Annotated in this window: 14 protein-coding genes; 4 read left to right on the forward strand and 10 right to left on the reverse strand. The window is 67.0% G+C overall.

From position 1 onward, the window contains the following. Window positions 1-70 precede the first annotated feature (70 nt). The 10 genes from IDF66_RS11935 to glf all read right to left on the reverse strand — a co-directional run bounded on the left by IDF66_RS11935 (window position 71) and on the right by glf (window position 12,928). A complete protein-coding gene (locus IDF66_RS11935) occupies window positions 71-1,057 on the reverse strand; it encodes an LLM class F420-dependent oxidoreductase (protein ID WP_190266994.1) in 987 nt (328 codons plus the stop codon). Window positions 1,058-1,224: 167 nt separating this feature from the next. Then, window positions 1,225-2,223, reverse strand: a complete 999-nt coding sequence (locus IDF66_RS11940) for a cutinase family protein (protein ID WP_164309522.1) — start codon at window positions 2,221-2,223, stop codon at window positions 1,225-1,227. A gap of 3 nt (window positions 2,224-2,226) precedes the next feature. Beyond that, the gene (locus IDF66_RS11945) at window positions 2,227-2,784 is read right to left on the reverse strand and encodes a DUF732 domain-containing protein (RefSeq protein ID WP_190266995.1); all 558 of its coding nucleotides are present in this window, start codon (window positions 2,782-2,784) and stop codon (window positions 2,227-2,229) included. A 241-nt stretch (window positions 2,785-3,025) separates the two neighbouring features. Next, window positions 3,026-4,492 carry an alpha/beta hydrolase-fold protein gene (locus IDF66_RS11950; protein ID WP_190267462.1) on the reverse strand — a complete coding sequence of 489 codons (1,467 nt, stop codon included), beginning with the start codon at window positions 4,490-4,492 and terminating at the stop codon, window positions 3,026-3,028. Between the two features lie 261 nt (window positions 4,493-4,753). Then, the gene (locus IDF66_RS11955) at window positions 4,754-5,743 is read right to left on the reverse strand and encodes an alpha/beta hydrolase (RefSeq protein ID WP_164309955.1); all 990 of its coding nucleotides are present in this window, start codon (window positions 5,741-5,743) and stop codon (window positions 4,754-4,756) included. Between the two features lie 377 nt (window positions 5,744-6,120). Continuing rightward, the gene (gene zomB / locus IDF66_RS11960; protein WP_223309428.1) at window positions 6,121-8,256 is read right to left on the reverse strand and encodes a flagellar motor control protein ZomB; all 2,136 of its coding nucleotides are present in this window, start codon (window positions 8,254-8,256) and stop codon (window positions 6,121-6,123) included. Continuing rightward, window positions 8,243-9,163 (reverse strand): decaprenyl-phosphate phosphoribosyltransferase, encoded by a 921-nt coding sequence (locus tag IDF66_RS11965; protein ID WP_164309956.1) that lies wholly within the window; start codon window positions 9,161-9,163, stop codon window positions 8,243-8,245. Before IDF66_RS11965 ends, zomB begins: the two co-directional genes overlap by 14 nt. Further along, the gene (locus IDF66_RS11970; protein ID WP_190266996.1) at window positions 9,160-9,774 is read right to left on the reverse strand and encodes a phosphatase PAP2 family protein; all 615 of its coding nucleotides are present in this window, start codon (window positions 9,772-9,774) and stop codon (window positions 9,160-9,162) included. Before IDF66_RS11970 ends, IDF66_RS11965 begins: the two co-directional genes overlap by 4 nt. Beyond that, window positions 9,755-11,695, reverse strand: a complete 1,941-nt coding sequence (locus IDF66_RS11975; protein ID WP_190266997.1) for a glycosyltransferase — start codon at window positions 11,693-11,695, stop codon at window positions 9,755-9,757. Before IDF66_RS11975 ends, IDF66_RS11970 begins: the two co-directional genes overlap by 20 nt. Then, a complete protein-coding gene (gene glf, locus IDF66_RS11980) occupies window positions 11,696-12,928 on the reverse strand; it encodes a UDP-galactopyranose mutase (RefSeq protein WP_190266998.1) in 1,233 nt (410 codons plus the stop codon). Between the two features lie 167 nt (window positions 12,929-13,095). Here glf and IDF66_RS11985 point away from each other — a divergent pair, with 167 nt between their 5' ends. The 4 genes from IDF66_RS11985 to IDF66_RS12000 are packed head-to-tail and all read left to right on the forward strand — an operon-like array spanning window position 13,096 to window position 16,329. After that, window positions 13,096-13,836 carry a glycosyltransferase gene (locus IDF66_RS11985; protein WP_190266999.1) on the forward strand — a complete coding sequence of 247 codons (741 nt, stop codon included), beginning with the start codon at window positions 13,096-13,098 and terminating at the stop codon, window positions 13,834-13,836. Beyond that, entirely contained in the window at window positions 13,833-14,900 is a 1,068-nt protein-coding gene (locus IDF66_RS11990) for an acyl-CoA dehydrogenase family protein (protein ID WP_317628665.1), read from the forward strand. Before IDF66_RS11985 ends, IDF66_RS11990 begins: the two co-directional genes overlap by 4 nt. Then, window positions 14,897-15,685: a PIG-L deacetylase family protein gene (locus tag IDF66_RS11995; protein ID WP_190267000.1), complete on the forward strand. Its 789-nt coding sequence runs from the start codon at window positions 14,897-14,899 to the stop codon at window positions 15,683-15,685. The genes IDF66_RS11990 and IDF66_RS11995 overlap by 4 nt, the downstream gene beginning before the upstream one ends. Continuing rightward, window positions 15,682-16,329: a class I SAM-dependent methyltransferase gene (locus IDF66_RS12000; RefSeq protein WP_190267001.1), complete on the forward strand. Its 648-nt coding sequence runs from the start codon at window positions 15,682-15,684 to the stop codon at window positions 16,327-16,329. Before IDF66_RS11995 ends, IDF66_RS12000 begins: the two co-directional genes overlap by 4 nt. The last annotated feature ends 46 nt before the right edge of the window (window positions 16,330-16,375 follow it).

Raw genomic sequence — 16,375 nt, forward strand, 5'->3', positions numbered from 1 at the left:
ACAAATCCCCCGGTTCGCCGCCACCCGATGTCCGTTCACCTGGTCATATGCGTTCAGGCCGTCGGCAATCTTACTCTCCCTTGAGAAGCTGGATCACCGGCGCGAACGCATCCATCTGGGTCGGGAACACCCCGACGTAGGACATCGACGTCCGCCGCCGGACCTCCCGGATCTGGTCCGCGATCTCCTCGAAGGTACCCATCGCCAGGTAGGGCGAATGCAGCACGTCCGCGACGGTGAACTCGGTGTCCCGCTCGATGTTGGGCGGATAGCCCTGCTCGAGCGCCTTCAGCGCCATCTCCGCCGTGGCCTCGCGGTCGTCGGTGATGACGATGACGGCGATCGTCCAGTTCAGTTCGATCTCGTCGAACCGGTCACCGGCGGTCTCACGAATCCGGTCGACGCGCTCGGCCGTCCTCTCGATCGTCATGTCCGAGAGCTTCATCTTGCCGTCGCGCGTGGTGCTCGGCGCCACGGAGATGATGTCGGCGTGCTTGGCGGCCAGCGCGAGCATCTTCGGCCCACCACCGCCGACGGCGATCGGCGGGCGCGGCCCCTGACGCGGTCGCGGGCTGCCCTCGAGTCCGTTGATCTGATAGAACTCGCCGTCGAAGTCGACGGTCTCGCCGCGCATGAGGCCGTCGAGGATGGTCAGCGCCTCGTCGAGGCGCCGGATACGGACGCCGGGGCTCTCGAACTCGATGCCCGCCTTGTCGAACTCTTCCTTCATCCAGCCGGCACCGATGCCGAGCTCCAGCCGGCCCTTCGACAGCACGTCGATGGTGGTGGCCTCTTTGGCCAGGAGTGCCGGATGCCGCCAGCCGTTGGCCAACACCGACGTGCCGAGCCGGATGGTGCTGGTGGCCTGGGTCAGTGCGCCGAGTGCAGCGATGGGACCGACCTGGTTGCCGAGATGGTCGGGGACGGCGAAGGAGTCGTAACCGTATTCTTCGGCCGTCTGCGCGAGTTTCACGAACTTGCGCGCGCCGCCCTCGTCCTTGTTGCCTTCGCCGCCGGCGCCGAACCGGAACTTTCGCAGGTTCCCGGGTTCGCTCATTCGAAATATCTCCTCGTGCGCGTGTGCGCGGTCGTCTGGGGCAGGTGCCCGATCGCCAACACACGTTAATGGAGCGAGAGGGCACCACCAAACGAATCGGTGAAGGTCGACGGCATATTACGGTGTATGCCACATCTGGGACCTTTGACCCAGTCGATGCGTCGGCCTCAGTTGTGCGCGGGCCGCGGGGCGTCGCGGATCACATCACTCGCCCAGCCGTACATCCACTGGGTCGCGGTCGAACCGTCGTGTGACCAATAGCGAGGCGTCCCGTACATCGCGTGCACCGGATTGTTGATGGCACCCGCGAGCTGGCTCACCGCACCGATCGGATTCGTCACCGTCGGCGAATCACAGATCAGATCGCCTGGTGCACAAATGGATTGGACGCGGTCGCGGAGTTCCCCGAAGCCGCCGCTGCGTGCTCCGGTCATGGTGATCCCCGGCACGATCCCGCGCATGCCGGAGAGGGCGACCTCGGCTCCCACGCCATTGGGCGAAGGAGCGATGTCGTTCTGCTTGCCGGGTTCGCGGCGGCCGTCGGCGATGAGCCCGACGCCGAGGACGAGGTCCTGATCCGACGCGGGGAGCACTCCGCGCCCGTTGCCGATGGCGCTCGCGAGGTCACCGGCGATCACCGCTCCCTGTGAGAAGCCCATGATCACGTAGCGCGTCAACGGACAGTTCTTGTTGGTCTCGATGATCTTGCCCGCGGCCCGTTTGTAGCCCTGCGCCCGTGAGACGTTGTAGTCGCTCTGACGGTCGGTCAGGTTCGTCGGATTCCGGAACTGCGCGATGTAGGGCACCGTGTAGACGCTCGTTCGCGACGACGGGAACTCGTCGGCCAACGCGCCCGACACCCGCAGCATCAGCGACTTCGGATTGGCCGTCGGCTGGTACGGATCGTCGTCGGGTGCCGACTCCCATGTCCCCGGGATGACGAGACTCAGGACGTCGGGACAGTCGGCCGACTGGGCGTCAGGACGCTCCTTGGTCTCCGACGTCGAGGGGCCGCCTGGTGTGGGCAGTCTCGGAGGTCCAGGCTGGAGAAGGGTGATCACCAGGATCACGATCAGGATGATCGCGACGATCGCCAGCAGACCGAGGAACAACAGCAATTTCGGCAGCCGTCGCTTTCCGCGCGGCTTGGCCTTACGTGCGCTCACCCGTCAGCAGTAGTGCTCGTCAGCGGCTTTGATCACCTTGTCGGCCTTGGAGTTCGCCTCCGCCACTGTTTTGGTGCCCGGACCGACCGATGCCGTCACGAAGGCCTTGACCGTGACCGGGTCGGTGCCCTTGCGCCGTTCATTGCAGACGTACTCGGCCATCGTGAGGGCCACCGAGTTGTCGGTGTCGCCCATGAACGTCACCTTCTGCGTCTTCAGGGCCGCGAGATATGACTGTCCCTTGCCGTCCACCTTCTGTCCGTTCGGGCCGGGGAAGCTCTGCGGCACGCCGGTGCTCGGGTCGGGCGCGGTGGCAGGCAGTGCCGAGCCTGCCGCAGCCGACGCACCGTTCTGTGCGGCGGAACCGGAGGTCGGGGCCGCGGAGGCACCGGCGGACTCACCTGCCGAACTCGGCTGTGTCGAGTACATCGAGGTGGTGGTGACCGGGTTGCTGGTGATCGGAGCGGTGGCCGTCGAGTCGTCGGAACAGGCCGACACCGAACCCAGCGTCAGCGCGGCACCGGCCACGACCATCGCGAGTTGCAGAAACTTACTGGTCATCGTCACTTCCTCGTCGCGCCCGGACAGTGGTTCCGACGGTGATCCATCGACCCCGACCGCCCTGGCTCTCACCTGATGCCTCGCCTCGCCATCCGGCGATCGGCCTGCCGCAAGGCTACCTGCTCACCGGTGCCATTCCGGCACAGTGACCCGCCCGACCTGCGGAAACACACCGATTCCTCAGCGAAGTCTCAGCACGGGCGAGACCTGCGCTCAGATTCGCGACCTGGACGCGGGTTCGTCACCTGGTGACCCGTGCCCCGTCCTTGGCGGTCCACACGATCCGGCCGTGCTGGAAGGTGTTGAACCGGCCCTTGCCGTCTCGGGTGGGGAGCTCGTCACTGGTCGGCAGGCCGAGCGTTCCGCCCGGGCCGCCTGCGCCGACATAGGCTCCGCCGATGCCGCCGCCGATGACCTTCGGTCCCTTCGGCCCGGTGATGATGCGGCCACCTCGGAAGTCCTGCGCCTTGCCGCCGGGCACCGAGTACACCGGTGTCAGACATTCACCGAGCGACTTCCGATTGGCGTCGTAGACCTTGCGGAACCCGACCTTGCACGCGGGGCGATCGGCACCGAGTCCCAGCGCCGAGGCCGCCTGAGGCCAGGACTGTTCCATCTCGAACTGCCAGTACGGCCACGTGTGGGTACCCGACGGCCGGTACACCGCCTGCCCGGGGATTCCGAGCTGGTTCAGCTTGATGGCGAACTGCTGCGAGGTGACGCGACTCAGGATCTCCAGGCCGACGCCGGAGTAGTTGGTGGCCAGCATCGGGATGTCGGAGGCCTTGTCGTGCGGACCGATCAGACCGTTGCCCGACGACACGTAGAGACTCGTCCCGCGCAGTTTGTCGGCGAGCAGGTAGGGATCGTGTTCCTTCCACGCCGGATCACTCGGCGGACCGAACATCTTCATCGAGTCGTAGCCACCGCCGTCGCGCAGGGCGAACTGGATGGCCTGCGGCATGCCGTACGAGGTCATCTGCAGGATGCCGGAGAACGACGCCGCGTATTTGTAGTAGCCCGGATTGCGGGCCGCGAGCATCATCGCCGCCGAGCCGCCCATCGACAGGCCCTGGATGCCGCGGACGTCGGTGGACCGCCACTGACCTTCCAGGACGGGCGGGAGTTCCTTCTGCAGGAACGTCTCCCAGCGATAGAGCTTGCCCTTGTCGCCGTCCTTCCAGTCGGTGTAGAAGCTGGACTCGCCGCCGATCGGGAGCACCACGTTGACGTTCTTGTCGCGGTAGAAGTCCTCGATGTCGGTGTTGAGGATCCAGCCACTCTGGTCCTCCTGGGCGCGCAGACCGTCGAGGGTCACCAGTTGCGGGAAGCTCTGCCTGGGCTTGGCCCACCAGTCGCGGGCCAACAGGATCTGCACCTGGATGTCGTTGTTCATCGCAGGCGAGTGCACCCAGAGGGCGACACGGCGATCCGAGTACCAGTAGGTCTTGGTGACCTTGACCTCGCCGACGGGCTGAGCAGCCATCGGTGCGGGCGCGGCCGGGGTCGCCTGCGGTGCCGGTGCCGGAGCCTGCGGAGCGGGCGGAGCGGCTTCGCGAGGCTGAGCCGGGGCTGCCGGAGCCGCCGGGGCCGCGGGAGCCGGTGGCGCGGCGGGCTCTGCGCTCGCCGGGGCCACCGCGGCCGCGATGACGAGCACCACTGCGACGGCACTTGCCGCGCCGGCCGCCGTCCACCGGGCGATCACCATGTTCTGCCCCCGTTCCTGCTGCGTCTCGTGACGCCGAACCACTCGCCGTTTCACCCTCGAACTCCTTCGCGCACCTGAGCATCACGGCGTCTGCCCTGGTGAGTCGGTAACTTTCTCCCCAGAAGTCACATCAACCTCACAGACAACAGAACGCCCTACGTGTTTCTTACACGTAGGGCGTTCCGTTTTGCGTGCGCCACGCTGTTACGCGTGGGATTTGTGTGACTTATGTTGTTCGGCGAGTCGCCCCGCCGTCCGCGATCAGCGGAAGAAGCCTCGGTTCTTGGCGTTCCACAACATGTCCTGCCAGTAGCCCCATGCGTGGGTGCCGTTGGCGTCGTAGGTCATCACCGGCAGGCCCTGCAGGGCTGCGGCCGCCTCGAAGGCCTTGGCCTGCGTGAACGCCAGGACCTCGAGTGTCGAACCCTTGAACAGGTCGTCGAAGACGTTCGGCAGGGCGTTGTACTGACCGAACAGGCCGTTGCCCGAGCCGACGAAGATCTTCATGCCGTGCATGCGGTTGATGTTCATGAACGGGTCGTTGTCGAACCAGCGCGGGCTCCACGGCGGGCCCCACATGCTGTCGATGTTCCACGGCTTCGGGTCCACGTCCAGCATCGCGATACGCAGGGCGCTGCGCATGCCCGGCGCGTTCAGGAAGTTGTAGCCCGACAACGATGCCGCACGGTCGAAGTTGCGGCGGTTCTGCGCACCGATCACGAGCGCCGCGTTACCGCCCATCGACAGACCCGCGATGGCGTACTTGCGGCCGGCACCGACGCGGTAGCCGCGCGCGTCGAGGGCGCGGACCAAGGTGTTGGTGATGACGCAGTTCCACTTGTAGGTGTACTTCTGGCCGTTGAAATTGCTGGGCGCATCCCAGTCCGAGTAGAAGCTCGCCGGGCCACCGATCGGCTCCACGACGTTGACGCCGGAGCGCACCATCTCCTGGACGTTGCTGTTGATCTCCCAGCCGCTGTAGTCGTACTGGGCGCGCATGCCGTCGAGCAGGATGACGGTCTTGTAATTGCCCGGACGCTTCCAGGCACGGACCTTCACGTTCGGCATGCCGCAGCCGTTCACGAAGAACTGCTCTTGTCCGACCGATGTCCCACCGATTCGGGCGTTCGCCTGGCCCGCTCCCCCGATTACTCCGGCGAGTCCGATCACTGTCGCCATCGCGACGAACACGGCGACGAAACGACTACTCGTCCGGCCGGTCGTCCGCGGTTTGGCAGCACCTTCGCGCATCGACTGTTTTCTCCCTCTGTCACCTGTCAGGTCGGGGACCTTCTGTCCCCGGCCCGACCGGTTCTTCTACGACACCCGGCCGCTGGCCCTCCCCGAACCGGTGCTCGATCGAGTCGTGAACGACTCGACCATCGGCCGACATCGGGCCGATCAGCACCGTTTTGGGAGCCTATTGCAAACCCCCTACCCTGACAAACCCTGTGACAGCAGTCACAAGAGCCAGGGAGACCCCTCGGTGGCGGGTCAGCGCACGGGTGTCCTGGTCACGCTGGTCTATCGACCAGATCCCGCCGAACGTTACCGATTCGAGATATTGAACGGCAAACCGAACTGTTGCCGATCCGTTGCCGATCCGACGACCAGGAGCGACGAGATCATCAGCGCGGATGGATGCGCGGAGGCATCTCCAACCCACACCGCTGGATCTCGTACTCGGGGTCCCGCTCGATTCGGTAGTCGGTGAACTTGAACGACTCTTTGAGGTTGCTCTTGAACCGTGCGAAGGTCCACGGGCCCTCATAGGACTCGAAACGGTCCTTGGTCTCCGGACAGGTCAATGCGACCTCCGCCTGCCGGACGACGTCCTCGTCGAGATAGCCGGGCAGCACCGGCTTACGGGGGAAGGCGTGCGCCTCGGCGACCACCCATTCCGACGGCAGCACCTTGTCGTGCCCGATCCGGCCGTCCTCGAGGCGTTCGGTATGGGCCGCTAGCGGGTACGCCAAGCCCATCTGGTCGATGACACGGACGTCGAGCGGGGCGTTCATGCTCGTCATGCCCAGATTGAGGAAGTAGACCGACAGCTTTCGCTTGTCCTTCGGGATGTCGCCGGGCAGCTTGGCGATGTACCACTCGTCGTAGTTGAACGACGGCAGGATGACCCCGCCCTGGCTGTGGTACTTGTCGATCCACTCGACCATCGCGCGCATACGCGGGTAGTCGAGGTAGTCCTCCGCGGTCACCGGATTCTGGTTGCCCATGTTGGTCGTATAGAAGCGACGCTCGTCGACGATCCCGCTGCGACCGATGTCGATACCGGCGTTGGGCAGGACGTTCTCGTGGCTGTCGATGGCCCAGACCAGCGTCGTGACCCAGATGGCCGCCATGACGACCGAGCCGACGAGCTGGACTCGCGTGCGCCGCGCGCGATCGGCGGTCGCGGGGGTGCGACGGAAGGCCGCGCGAACGTGGCCCGGGATGGTGACCGGAATCACCATCAGCGGCAACATCAGGGTGAACAACGGTACGAGCAGGACGCGCCCGTGCATGAAGTCGCCGCCCTGCCGAATCCAGTAGACGCCGCTGATGAGCCCGGCGACCAGGATCATGACGACCACTGCGGTCGAGCTCTGCAGAGAGGCCGACCACCGCGCCGGCCGTGAGCGCGGATCGGTGGCGCCCGGGGCATCGCCGTCCGAGAGGCCGTCGTCGGTGACCCGCATACGGTTCCCGACGACGATCATGATCCCGGCGACGACGGCCAGCACGACCGGCAGCACCAGCACATAGGGACCGAACAGGTTGCCGACGTAGATGAAGCCCTGATGCCACTTGGACCCGCTGGCGTCCTTGGCCACGGCCGGATTCGGCACCAACAGGGCGTAGTAGCCCATCCGGAAGATCTGATACCCCACGGGCAGGACGGCCGCGGCGACCACCATGGCGATCCGCATCTTCCACGACGACGGCGCCAGCAGCACGAGCAGCAGCGCCAGGCCGCCGAGAACGGTCAACTCGGGGCGGATCAACGGCGCGAGTCCCGCGGTGAACGCCAACGTGATCGTGGCCGCCCGCCCGGGCCAGGAGGCGCCACTGCCGCGGCGTCGACTCCACGCGACCAGCTGACACCACAACACCGCCACCCAGAAGATGCAGAGTCCGTTCTCCAGTCCGCTGGTGGCGAAGTCACGCGCAGGCGGCAGCGCGATGTAGACGATCGCACCCAACGGCAGCAGGAGGGTCCACCCGTCGCCGCCGAGTCCGCCGAGGCGGGTGCCGAACAGTCGAGCGGTGCCGTACATGGCGATCGGGATCGCCGCGACGGACAGCACGAGCGCCACCCAGAGGGCGACGTACTCGAGTTGACCGTCGGTGACCCAGGCCCAGAACCACAAGAGGTAGGTCCACGCGGTCGAGGTGTTGGCCTCCACGCGCTCACCGGCGTTGAACACCGGGCCGTTGCCGGCGAACAGGTTGCGGAGCGTCCGCAGGACGATGAGCCCGTCGTCGGCGATCCAGCGTCGCTGCCACGCACCGATCGCGAAGAACGTCGCCGTGGTGACGGCCCCGATGACGAAGCTGATGGCCGGCACCCATTGCCGAGGACCCCAGCCACGAACGCCGGTGCGGGTCGTCACGGTTCCGTCGGCCGGACCCCGGGTGCTCTCGGCGGGATCGCCGTTGCCGTCGGCGGTTTCGCGCGGTGCGGCCTCGAACTTCTCGGTGTCGGACTCGTCGGAATCGACGTCGGTGGTGGGACCCTGGGCGGAGGACGAGTGCTCAGGAGACTGCATAGACCGCGACACCCACGCATACTAACCAGGCGACGGCCAGCAACTGCAGGACGCGGTCCCCGAGCGCGATCTCCTCCGGTTCACCCGCCTGGCCACCGTCGATGTCCACGGCGTAGCGCAGGATGGCGATGGTGAACGGGACCATCGAGATGGCGTAGGCGACGTTGGTGTCGTGCCCAGAGTTCTTGTCGAAGGCCCAGAGTCCGTAGAACACGACGACTGCGGTGGCGGCCACCGTCCACACGAAACGCAGATAGGTCGTCGTGTAGTACTGCAGTGCCTTACGGATCTTGGCGCCGGTACGTTCGGCGAGCTGGAGCTCCGCGTACCGCTTGCCGGCCGCCATGAACAGCGAGCCGAACGCCATGACGAGCAGGAACCACTGCGAGAGGGCGATCTCGGCCGCAACGCCACCGGCGATCGCACGCAACAGGAATCCCGACGACACGATGCAGATGTCGATGACGGGCTGGTTCTTCCACCCGAAGCAGTAACCGAACTGGATGGCCAGATAGATCGCGATCACCAATGCGGTCTGCCAGTTGGCGATGAAGGCGATGCCGAGCGAAGCGACGAACAGCACTGCCGCCAGGCCATAGGCGAGCGGCACGGGCACCACGCCCGCGGCGATCGGCCGGAAGCGCTTCGTCGGGTGGTTGCGGTCGGATTCGACATCTTTGGCGTCGTTGACGAGATAGATGCACGAGGCGGCGAGGCAGAACGCGACGAACGCGATCGCCACCGGACCCAGTACATCGCCGTCTCCCACGCTCCCCGCGGCCAGTGGCGCCGCGAGGACGAGGACGTTCTTGACCCACTGTCGCGGCCGAACGGCCTTGATCAGACCGGTCGCCAGATTCTTCGGGGGTCCCAGCACCGGTTCGTGCTCGATCGGCTCTTCGCTCATGTCCTCGGGCTCATCTCGTTCCTGGATGTCGCGAACAGTCTGTCACCCGCCACCACGGCGGCCGCGCTCGCGGTTCCGATCGCCGCTCCGGCGAGCACATCGGTGGGGTAGTGCACACCCAGGACCAGCCGCGACAGCAGCATCGGGGGCACCAACGCGGCCGGCAGCACCGCTGGGGGCAGACCCGCGGCGCAACCGAGCAGGATCGCCGCGGCCGTCGTCGACGTGGCGTGCGACGACGGGAAGCTCAACTTACTGGGGGTGGAGACCCCGATGCGGATGTCCGGATGTGACGGTCGGGGACGCCGGACCACCCGTTTGATCACGACCGATGCGGCGTGGGCACCGAAGGCCCCCACCCCGGCCTCGATCCATCGTCGCCGGGCATTCGTGTCCCCGCGACGGTGCGCGAGTGCGGCGCCGGTGCCCGCCACGGCCAGCCATCCCAGCGAATGCTCGCCGAAATGCGAGAGACCCCGTGCCGCCGGGACCACAGCGGGCCGATCGGCGATCGCGGACTGCAGACGGACCAGGAACCCGGCCTCGCCGCTGCTCGGCCCGACGACGCCGTTCACCTCCGCGCGGTGTGCATCAGTCGATTCCGAAGACACGCGCCCAACTCTCCTGACTCGTCAGTTCTTGATGCTTGGCGCGGTAGGTCTCGCGCATCTGCGGGAACCGCTCGCGCAGTTCTCGCACCAGTGCGGCCGATTCCTTGGCCAGCGCGATCATCTTGTCACGGTCACGTTGCCGGTAGACCACACCGCGGCCGTCGGCTGTGGTGACGGTCACCCCGTCCACGCGGCCGAGGCTGAACCAGCGCGCCTCGATCGGCGGATAATTCGCCTGCGGCACCTCATGATGACGGGGGTCGGCCGGACGGACGTTGTTGATCACGGCCGCCGCGAGAGACTTGATCTTGGCGACCGTGCCCACCGGCACCCGGGTGCCGAGGTGGGTCGCCTCGCCGCTGGTCCGCGGGAGTTCGGTCGCCGACGGCAAGACCACGGCGTCGGGATACTGCTTGCGCATCTGGGCGATCTTCGGCAGCGCGGTCGGCAGCAGATCCCGGATGTGATCGGGTCCGGCGAGGAAGTCGCGGATCGCCTCGTTCTGGATCGCGACTGTCGAATACTCCAGGCACAGAAGGTGTTTCGACGTCGCCTTGACCATCGACTTCAGGATCCCGTCGATCGGGCCGTCCTGGATCAGCGACGCGACCACCAATCGGTTGCGCAGGTGGAAATAGGCCTGCCAGTCGATGGCGTCATCCTTGTCGCTCCAGGCCATGTGCCAGATCGCGATACCCGGAACGGTCGCCGTCGGATAGCCGGCCCGAGCAGCGCGGAGCGCGAACTCCCAGTCGTCCCATTTGATGAACAGCGGCATGGGCAGCCCGATGGACTCCGCGCACTCGCGCGGGATCATGCACATCCACCAGCCGTTGCCGTCTACGTCGATCCGCCGATGGAGGTTCTTGGAGTTCTCCCGGTCGCGCAGTGGATGTTTCGCGAAGTTGTGGTCATAGGAGACGAACGGCGCGGCGGTCCACATGAAGTTGTGCCGGTTGATCACCTCACCCATGCAGTGCAGATGACTGCGATCCTGCAGGTTGAGCATCTGCCCGCCGACGAGCATCGGGGTCTTGGCGAATCGGGACATCGCCAGCGCCCGCAGGATCGAGTCGGGCTCGATCATGATGTCGTCGTCCATGTAGAGGATGTAGGGAGAGTCGGTGAGCCGCAACGCCTCGTACATGATCCGCGCGTAACCGCCCGACCCGCCGAGGTTGGGCTGTTCGAAGATGTGCAGCCGGTCGCCGAGCGCTCCGGCCGCCTCGCTGTATCCCGGCTCGTCGATCACCTTGCGGGTGCCCTGATCGGGCATCAGCACGGCGTCGATCACCTCGTCCACGAGCGGGTCGGATGTCAAGGCCGCCAGGGCATTCACCGCATCGGTCGGCCGGTTGAAGGTGGGGATGCCGATGGTGACGCGACGGGTGTCCGGCCCGGCGGGGCTGTCGATCGGCGCGTACCAGCCCGCCGCCACGATCTCGGTGTCGGTGTCGCTGGTGATGTCGAACCAGATCCAGCCGCCGTCCTCGAACGGTCCGAGGTCGAGCTCGAACTCCGCGACGCCGCGGCCGGTCTCGTCGGTGGCGACGAGGTCACCGCCGATGCCGATCCGAGAACCGTCGATCTTCGAGCGGTACAGGTCGACTCGACAGGTGCCGATCACCTCGACACGCAAGACGACCGATTCCAGGATGCTCCAACGCCGCCAGTACGACGCGGCGAAGGCGTTGAAGTAGGTCTCGAAGCTCACCTCGGATTCGGCCCCCACGAGCACCGATGTCCGGCTCGGGGCATGGGCGCGCCGCGAATTGTCCTCCGACTCCACCAGATACAACGATCGCACGTCGATCGGCTCACCGGGCCGCGGGAAGATGACCCGCTGCAGAAGCGCTTTCGCCTTCGACGGTGCGGAGCCCGCTTCCGGGATGTCGGTCTGATCCACCGGGGTCACGGTCATCTACTCCACCTCTTCAGCAAGCGGTGCACCCTCGGCGAGGTGCGGAGCGAGCGTGTTGTCGAACATGGTGAGCGCGCTCGCGATCGCCATGTGCATGTCCAGGTATTGGTAGGTGCCCAGCCGGCCGCCGAAAAGTACCTTGTGCGTGGCGGTCTCGGACTTGGCGAGATCCCGGTACCGCGCCACCATGGCGCGGTCGTCCGGGGTGTTGATCGGGTAGTACGGCTCGTCGTCGTCCTTCGCGAACCGGCCGTATTCGCGCATGATCACGGTCTTGTCGTCGGGGTAGGTGTCCCGCTCCGGGTGGAAGTGACGGAATTCGTGAATCCGCGTGTACGGCACGTCGGCGTCGTTGTAGTTCATCACCGGGGTGCCCTGGAAATCGCCGGTCGGCAGCACCTCGGTCTCGAAATCCAGTGTGCGCCAGCCCAGCCGGCCCGCGGAATAGTCGAAGTAGCGGTCCAGCGGTCCGGTGTAGACGACCGGGGCGTCCGGACTGGCGGCACGCAGCTCGTCGCGCACGTCGAACCAGTCGGTGTTCAGCCGGACCTCGATGCGGTCGTCGGAGGCCATCTTCTCCAGCCATGCGGTGTACCCGTCGACCGGCAAGCCCTCGTAGGCGTCGTTGAAGTACCGGTTGTCGAAGGTGTAGCGCACCGGCAGCCGCGTGATGTTGCCTGCGGGCAGATTCTTGGGATCGGTCTCCCACTGCTTGGCCGTGTAGTGCTTGACGAACGCCTCGTAGAGCGGTCTGCCGATGAGGCTGATCGCCTTCTCCTCGAAGTTCGCCGCATCCTTGGCATCGAACTCCGCCGCCTGCTCTGCGATGAGGGCCCGCGCCTCGTCCGGTCCGTAGTACCGACCGAAGAACTGTGCGACCAGCCCGAGACCCAACGGGAACTGATAGGCCTGGCCCTTGTGCATCGCGAACACCCGGTGCTGATAGCCGGTGAAATCGGTGAACTGGTTCACGTAATCCCACACCCGCTTGTTGGAGGTGTGGAACAGATGCGCACCGTATTTGTGCACCTCGATACCCGTGCTGGGCTCGGGCTCGGAGTAGGCGTTGCCGCCGATGTGATGACGCCGATCGAGGACCAGGACCCGCTTGTCGAGCTGGGTCGCCGCCCGCTCGGCGATGGTGAGGCCGTAGAAGCCGGATCCGACGACGATCAGATCGACGGGGCCTTCGGTTCCGCTGCCGGTGTCGGTGCCCTGACTATTGCTTGCCACGGGAGTTCAGGGTAACGGACCCTTCCTGAGTAATCGCCGTGCACACGTCCCGACCGCCGGTCGCGGCGAGTACGCCCGTGACGAAGCGTCCGAACGCGGGTATTCTCGACCCACTCGGCCTGCAGCCATCGGGCCTGGACATCCAGCGTTGAGTTCAGGGGCTGCCCGTGGTCGTTCTTCCCGTTTCCTCTCCCGACAGACCTGCGCCCGACCGCGTCGTGGTGGTGGTCCCCGCGCACAACGAGGAACGATTGCTGCCGGCATGCATCGCCGCCCTCGACGACGCGACGAGCCGGGTCGCCGTCCCGGTCGAGCTCGTCGTCGTGCTCGACGCATGTACGGACGGATCCGCCGGGCTGATCCCCGAGCATGTGACGACCGTCATCGGCACGGCCCGGTCGGTCGGGGCTGCGCGCCGGAGCGGGTTCGCACCCCATCTGGACATCCCGAACGCCCACCGGACCTGGTTCGCCACCACCGACGCCGATTCCGAGGTGCCACCCGACTGGCTCGCGACGCAGCTCGACGTCGCCGGTCGCGGCGCCGACGCCTTCGTCGGGACGATCACCCCGAAGAACTGGGACAGCTGGTCACCGCGGACCGCGCTCATCTTCGGCGACCGCTACCTGCCCGGCGACGGGCACTTCCACGTCCACGGCGCCAACCTCGGGGTCCGCGCGGACTGGTACCGGAGGGTGGGCGGCTTCGCCGCCCGCACCGGCGACGAGGACGTCGATCTCATCCGGCGCCTGCGGGCCGCGGGCGCACGGATCGACCGGAGTGGACGGTCGCCGGTGATCACGTCCACCCGGGCCGACGGTCGCACCGACGCCGGATTCGCCGCCTACCTGAATCAACTCGAGATCCTGAGCCGCCAGGACCCACCCGCGCGAAAGGTGTCACCGTGATCGTCGACGCTCCCGCACTCGCCTACCGCATCGTCAACGAGGGCGCGCTGGATGTCCCACTACCGGGTCGCGGCGAGACCGCGATCCGGTTGCGGACCCTCGCCGACTTCTGTCATCGCGACATCTCGGTGGGACGACTCGTGGAGGCCCATCTCGATGCCGACGCGATCCTCGCGGAGATCGCCGGTGAACGTGTCGGGCCGGACGAGCTGTGGGGCGTGTGGGCGGCCGAACCGCCCGAACCCAGGGTCAGCGCCGAGTACGGCTCAGGGCGCTGGCTCCTGTCCGGCGCCAAGCCATGGTGTTCGGGCGTCGCGGCCTGTACGCACGCCCTCGTGACGGCGAACCACGGGTCGCATCGTCGACTGTTCGCGATCGACCTGCGACAGCCTGCCGTGCGCGCCGAACGCGGGGGCTGGGCAGCTGCCGGGATGCGGGGCACCGAGACCGGTAGCGCCCGCTTCGACCGGGCGCTCGCGCGCCCGATCGGCGAGCCCGGTCAGTATCTGAGCCGGCCGGGCTTCTGGCACGGCGGCATCGGTGTCGCGGCGTGCTGGCTCGGTGGGGCCCGCAAGGTCGCCGGGGCTCTCTATCAGCGGACGCAACGGCCGAACGGTGACCACCACGCCGACGACCTCACCCTGATGCATCTCGGCGCAGTCGACGCGATGCTGGCCGGCGGCCGGTCGATGCTCGAGCAGGCGGCGATCGCCGTCGATGCCGCGCCCAAGGATGCGGCGGCAGCGCGTCTGACCGCCCATCAGGTGCGATGGGGTGTGGAGCAGATAGCCACCGCCGTCATCGACCGGGTCAATCGCGCACTCGGTCCCGGGCCCCTCGTCCACGACCGCGAACACTCGCGTGCCGTCGCGGACCTCGCCGTCTACATCCGTCAGTCGCACGCCGATCGAGATCTCGTGGAGCTGGGCAGGCTCGCGGTCGAGCGGCACTCCTCGGACGAGCAGCCACCGTCGTCGATGGTGCCCGGGAATCCTGTGCCCGGGAACAGCGACGGGACCTCGACCGTCGTCCCTCGCCCGATCCCGGCGGAGATCCTGCGATGAACCCGGCGGGCCCGGCGCCGGGCGCGGCCGGGGAATTGGCGGTGACCCCGGTCTGCGACGACGGCACCCCGGAGGAGCAGTGGCAGCGCTGGCTGCAGGATCGCGCGCCGTGGCCGCCCCTGGAGCTCGACGTCGAGCGTCTCGTGGTGCTCGGCGCTCACCCCGACGACGAGGTGCTCGGAGCGGGCGGGATCATGGCGTCCGCCGCGGTCGCGGGCATCGAGGTGGAGGTCATCTGCATGTCAGACGGCAGCGCCTCCCACCCGGGCTCGCGGACCCTCACGCCCGAACAGCTGGCGACCCGCCGCCACGTCGAGCTGGAGACCGCGACCGCACTGCTGGGCCTCGCGACACCGCGCTGGTTCGGATTGCGCGACGGCGGGCTCACCGAACAGACGCACACGATGGCAGGCATCGTCGACGCCGTCCTCGACGACCGGCCCGACGTCACGACCGGCCTGCTGTCGGTGTGGTCGAGAGACGGACATCCCGATCACGACGCGGTCGGACGCTGCGCGACCGAGGTCGCCCGCCGTCGACGTCTGCCGCTGTGGATGTATCCGATCTGGATGTGGCACCGGGTGGTGCCCGGTGACTCGTCGGTGCCGTGGGACCGCGTGCTGGTCCATCGCCTCGACCCCGAGGTGCTCGCCGTGAAGCATGCCGCCATCCGCTCCTTCGACACCCAGATCAACCCGCTGTCACCCGACCCGGCCGATGCCGCCATCCTGCCGCCGCATGTCCTGGCACACCTCACCCGACCGTGGGAGTTCGTGATCGCATGACCGGCCGGCCAGCCCCATCGACACCGTCACCGGCGTCACAACCGCTCTCCGACGACTACTTCCACGACATGTACGCCGTCGCCGACGATCCCTGGGGTTTCACCGAGCGCTGGTACGAACGCCGCAAGTACGCGCTCACCCTCGCGTCACTGTCGTCGGAACGGTACCGCCGCGCCTTCGAGCCGGGCTGTTCCATCGGGGTGCTCAGTGCCGAACTCGCACTCTGCGCCGACCACCTCGTGTGCATGGATCTCAGTCCCCGGGCGACCGAATTCGCGAGGCGACGCCTGGCCCGGCACAGCGACCACGTGGAGGTCCTCACGGGCAACGTCGTCGTCGACTGGCCCGACGGCGAGTTCGACCTGATCGTGCTCAGCGAGATCCTCTACTACCTCACGCCGACTCAGCTCGACGACCTCGTCCGGCGGCTGCCCCGCTCGCTCTCGCCGGATGGCGAGGTCGTCGCCGTACACTGGCGTCACACGGTTTCCGAGTACCCGCAGTCCGGGGACGACGTCCACGACCGTCTGCTCGACTCGGACCTCGTCCATTCCGCTGGTTATCGCGATGCGGATCTTCGCCTCGACCTCTTCGGACGAGAGTCGAGAGGATCGGTCGCCCAGCGCGAGGATCTCGTAGGCTGACCGTGTCAATTCCACCACCCGGCCCAGACCGGGAATGGCGCCGAGG

It is taken from the genome of Gordonia hankookensis (genome assembly GCF_014673215.1).
Classification (GTDB): domain Bacteria; phylum Actinomycetota; class Actinomycetes; order Mycobacteriales; family Mycobacteriaceae; genus Gordonia; species Gordonia hankookensis.

What these genes read in the sequence shown, in the direction of transcription:
- IDF66_RS11995 (WP_190267000.1), top strand. Translation starts at nt 14,897, where the DNA reads ATGAACCCGGCGGGCCCGGCGCCGGGCGCGGCCGGGGAATTGGCGGTG.
- IDF66_RS11955 (WP_164309955.1), bottom strand. Translation starts at nt 5,743, where the DNA reads ATGCGCGAAGGTGCTGCCAAACCGCGGACGACCGGCCGGACGAGTAGT.
- IDF66_RS12000 (WP_190267001.1), top strand. Translation starts at nt 15,682, where the DNA reads ATGACCGGCCGGCCAGCCCCATCGACACCGTCACCGGCGTCACAACCG.
- IDF66_RS11975 (WP_190266997.1), bottom strand. Translation starts at nt 11,695, where the DNA reads ATGACCGTGACCCCGGTGGATCAGACCGACATCCCGGAAGCGGGCTCC.
- IDF66_RS11945 (WP_190266995.1), bottom strand. Translation starts at nt 2,784, where the DNA reads ATGACCAGTAAGTTTCTGCAACTCGCGATGGTCGTGGCCGGTGCCGCG.
- IDF66_RS11950 (WP_190267462.1), bottom strand. Translation starts at nt 4,492, where the DNA reads ATGGTGATCGCCCGGTGGACGGCGGCCGGCGCGGCAAGTGCCGTCGCA.
- IDF66_RS11965 (WP_164309956.1), bottom strand. Translation starts at nt 9,163, where the DNA reads ATGAGCGAAGAGCCGATCGAGCACGAACCGGTGCTGGGACCCCCGAAG.
- zomB (WP_223309428.1), bottom strand. Translation starts at nt 8,256, where the DNA reads ATGCAGTCTCCTGAGCACTCGTCCTCCGCCCAGGGTCCCACCACCGAC.
- IDF66_RS11935 (WP_190266994.1), bottom strand. Translation starts at nt 1,057, where the DNA reads ATGAGCGAACCCGGGAACCTGCGAAAGTTCCGGTTCGGCGCCGGCGGC.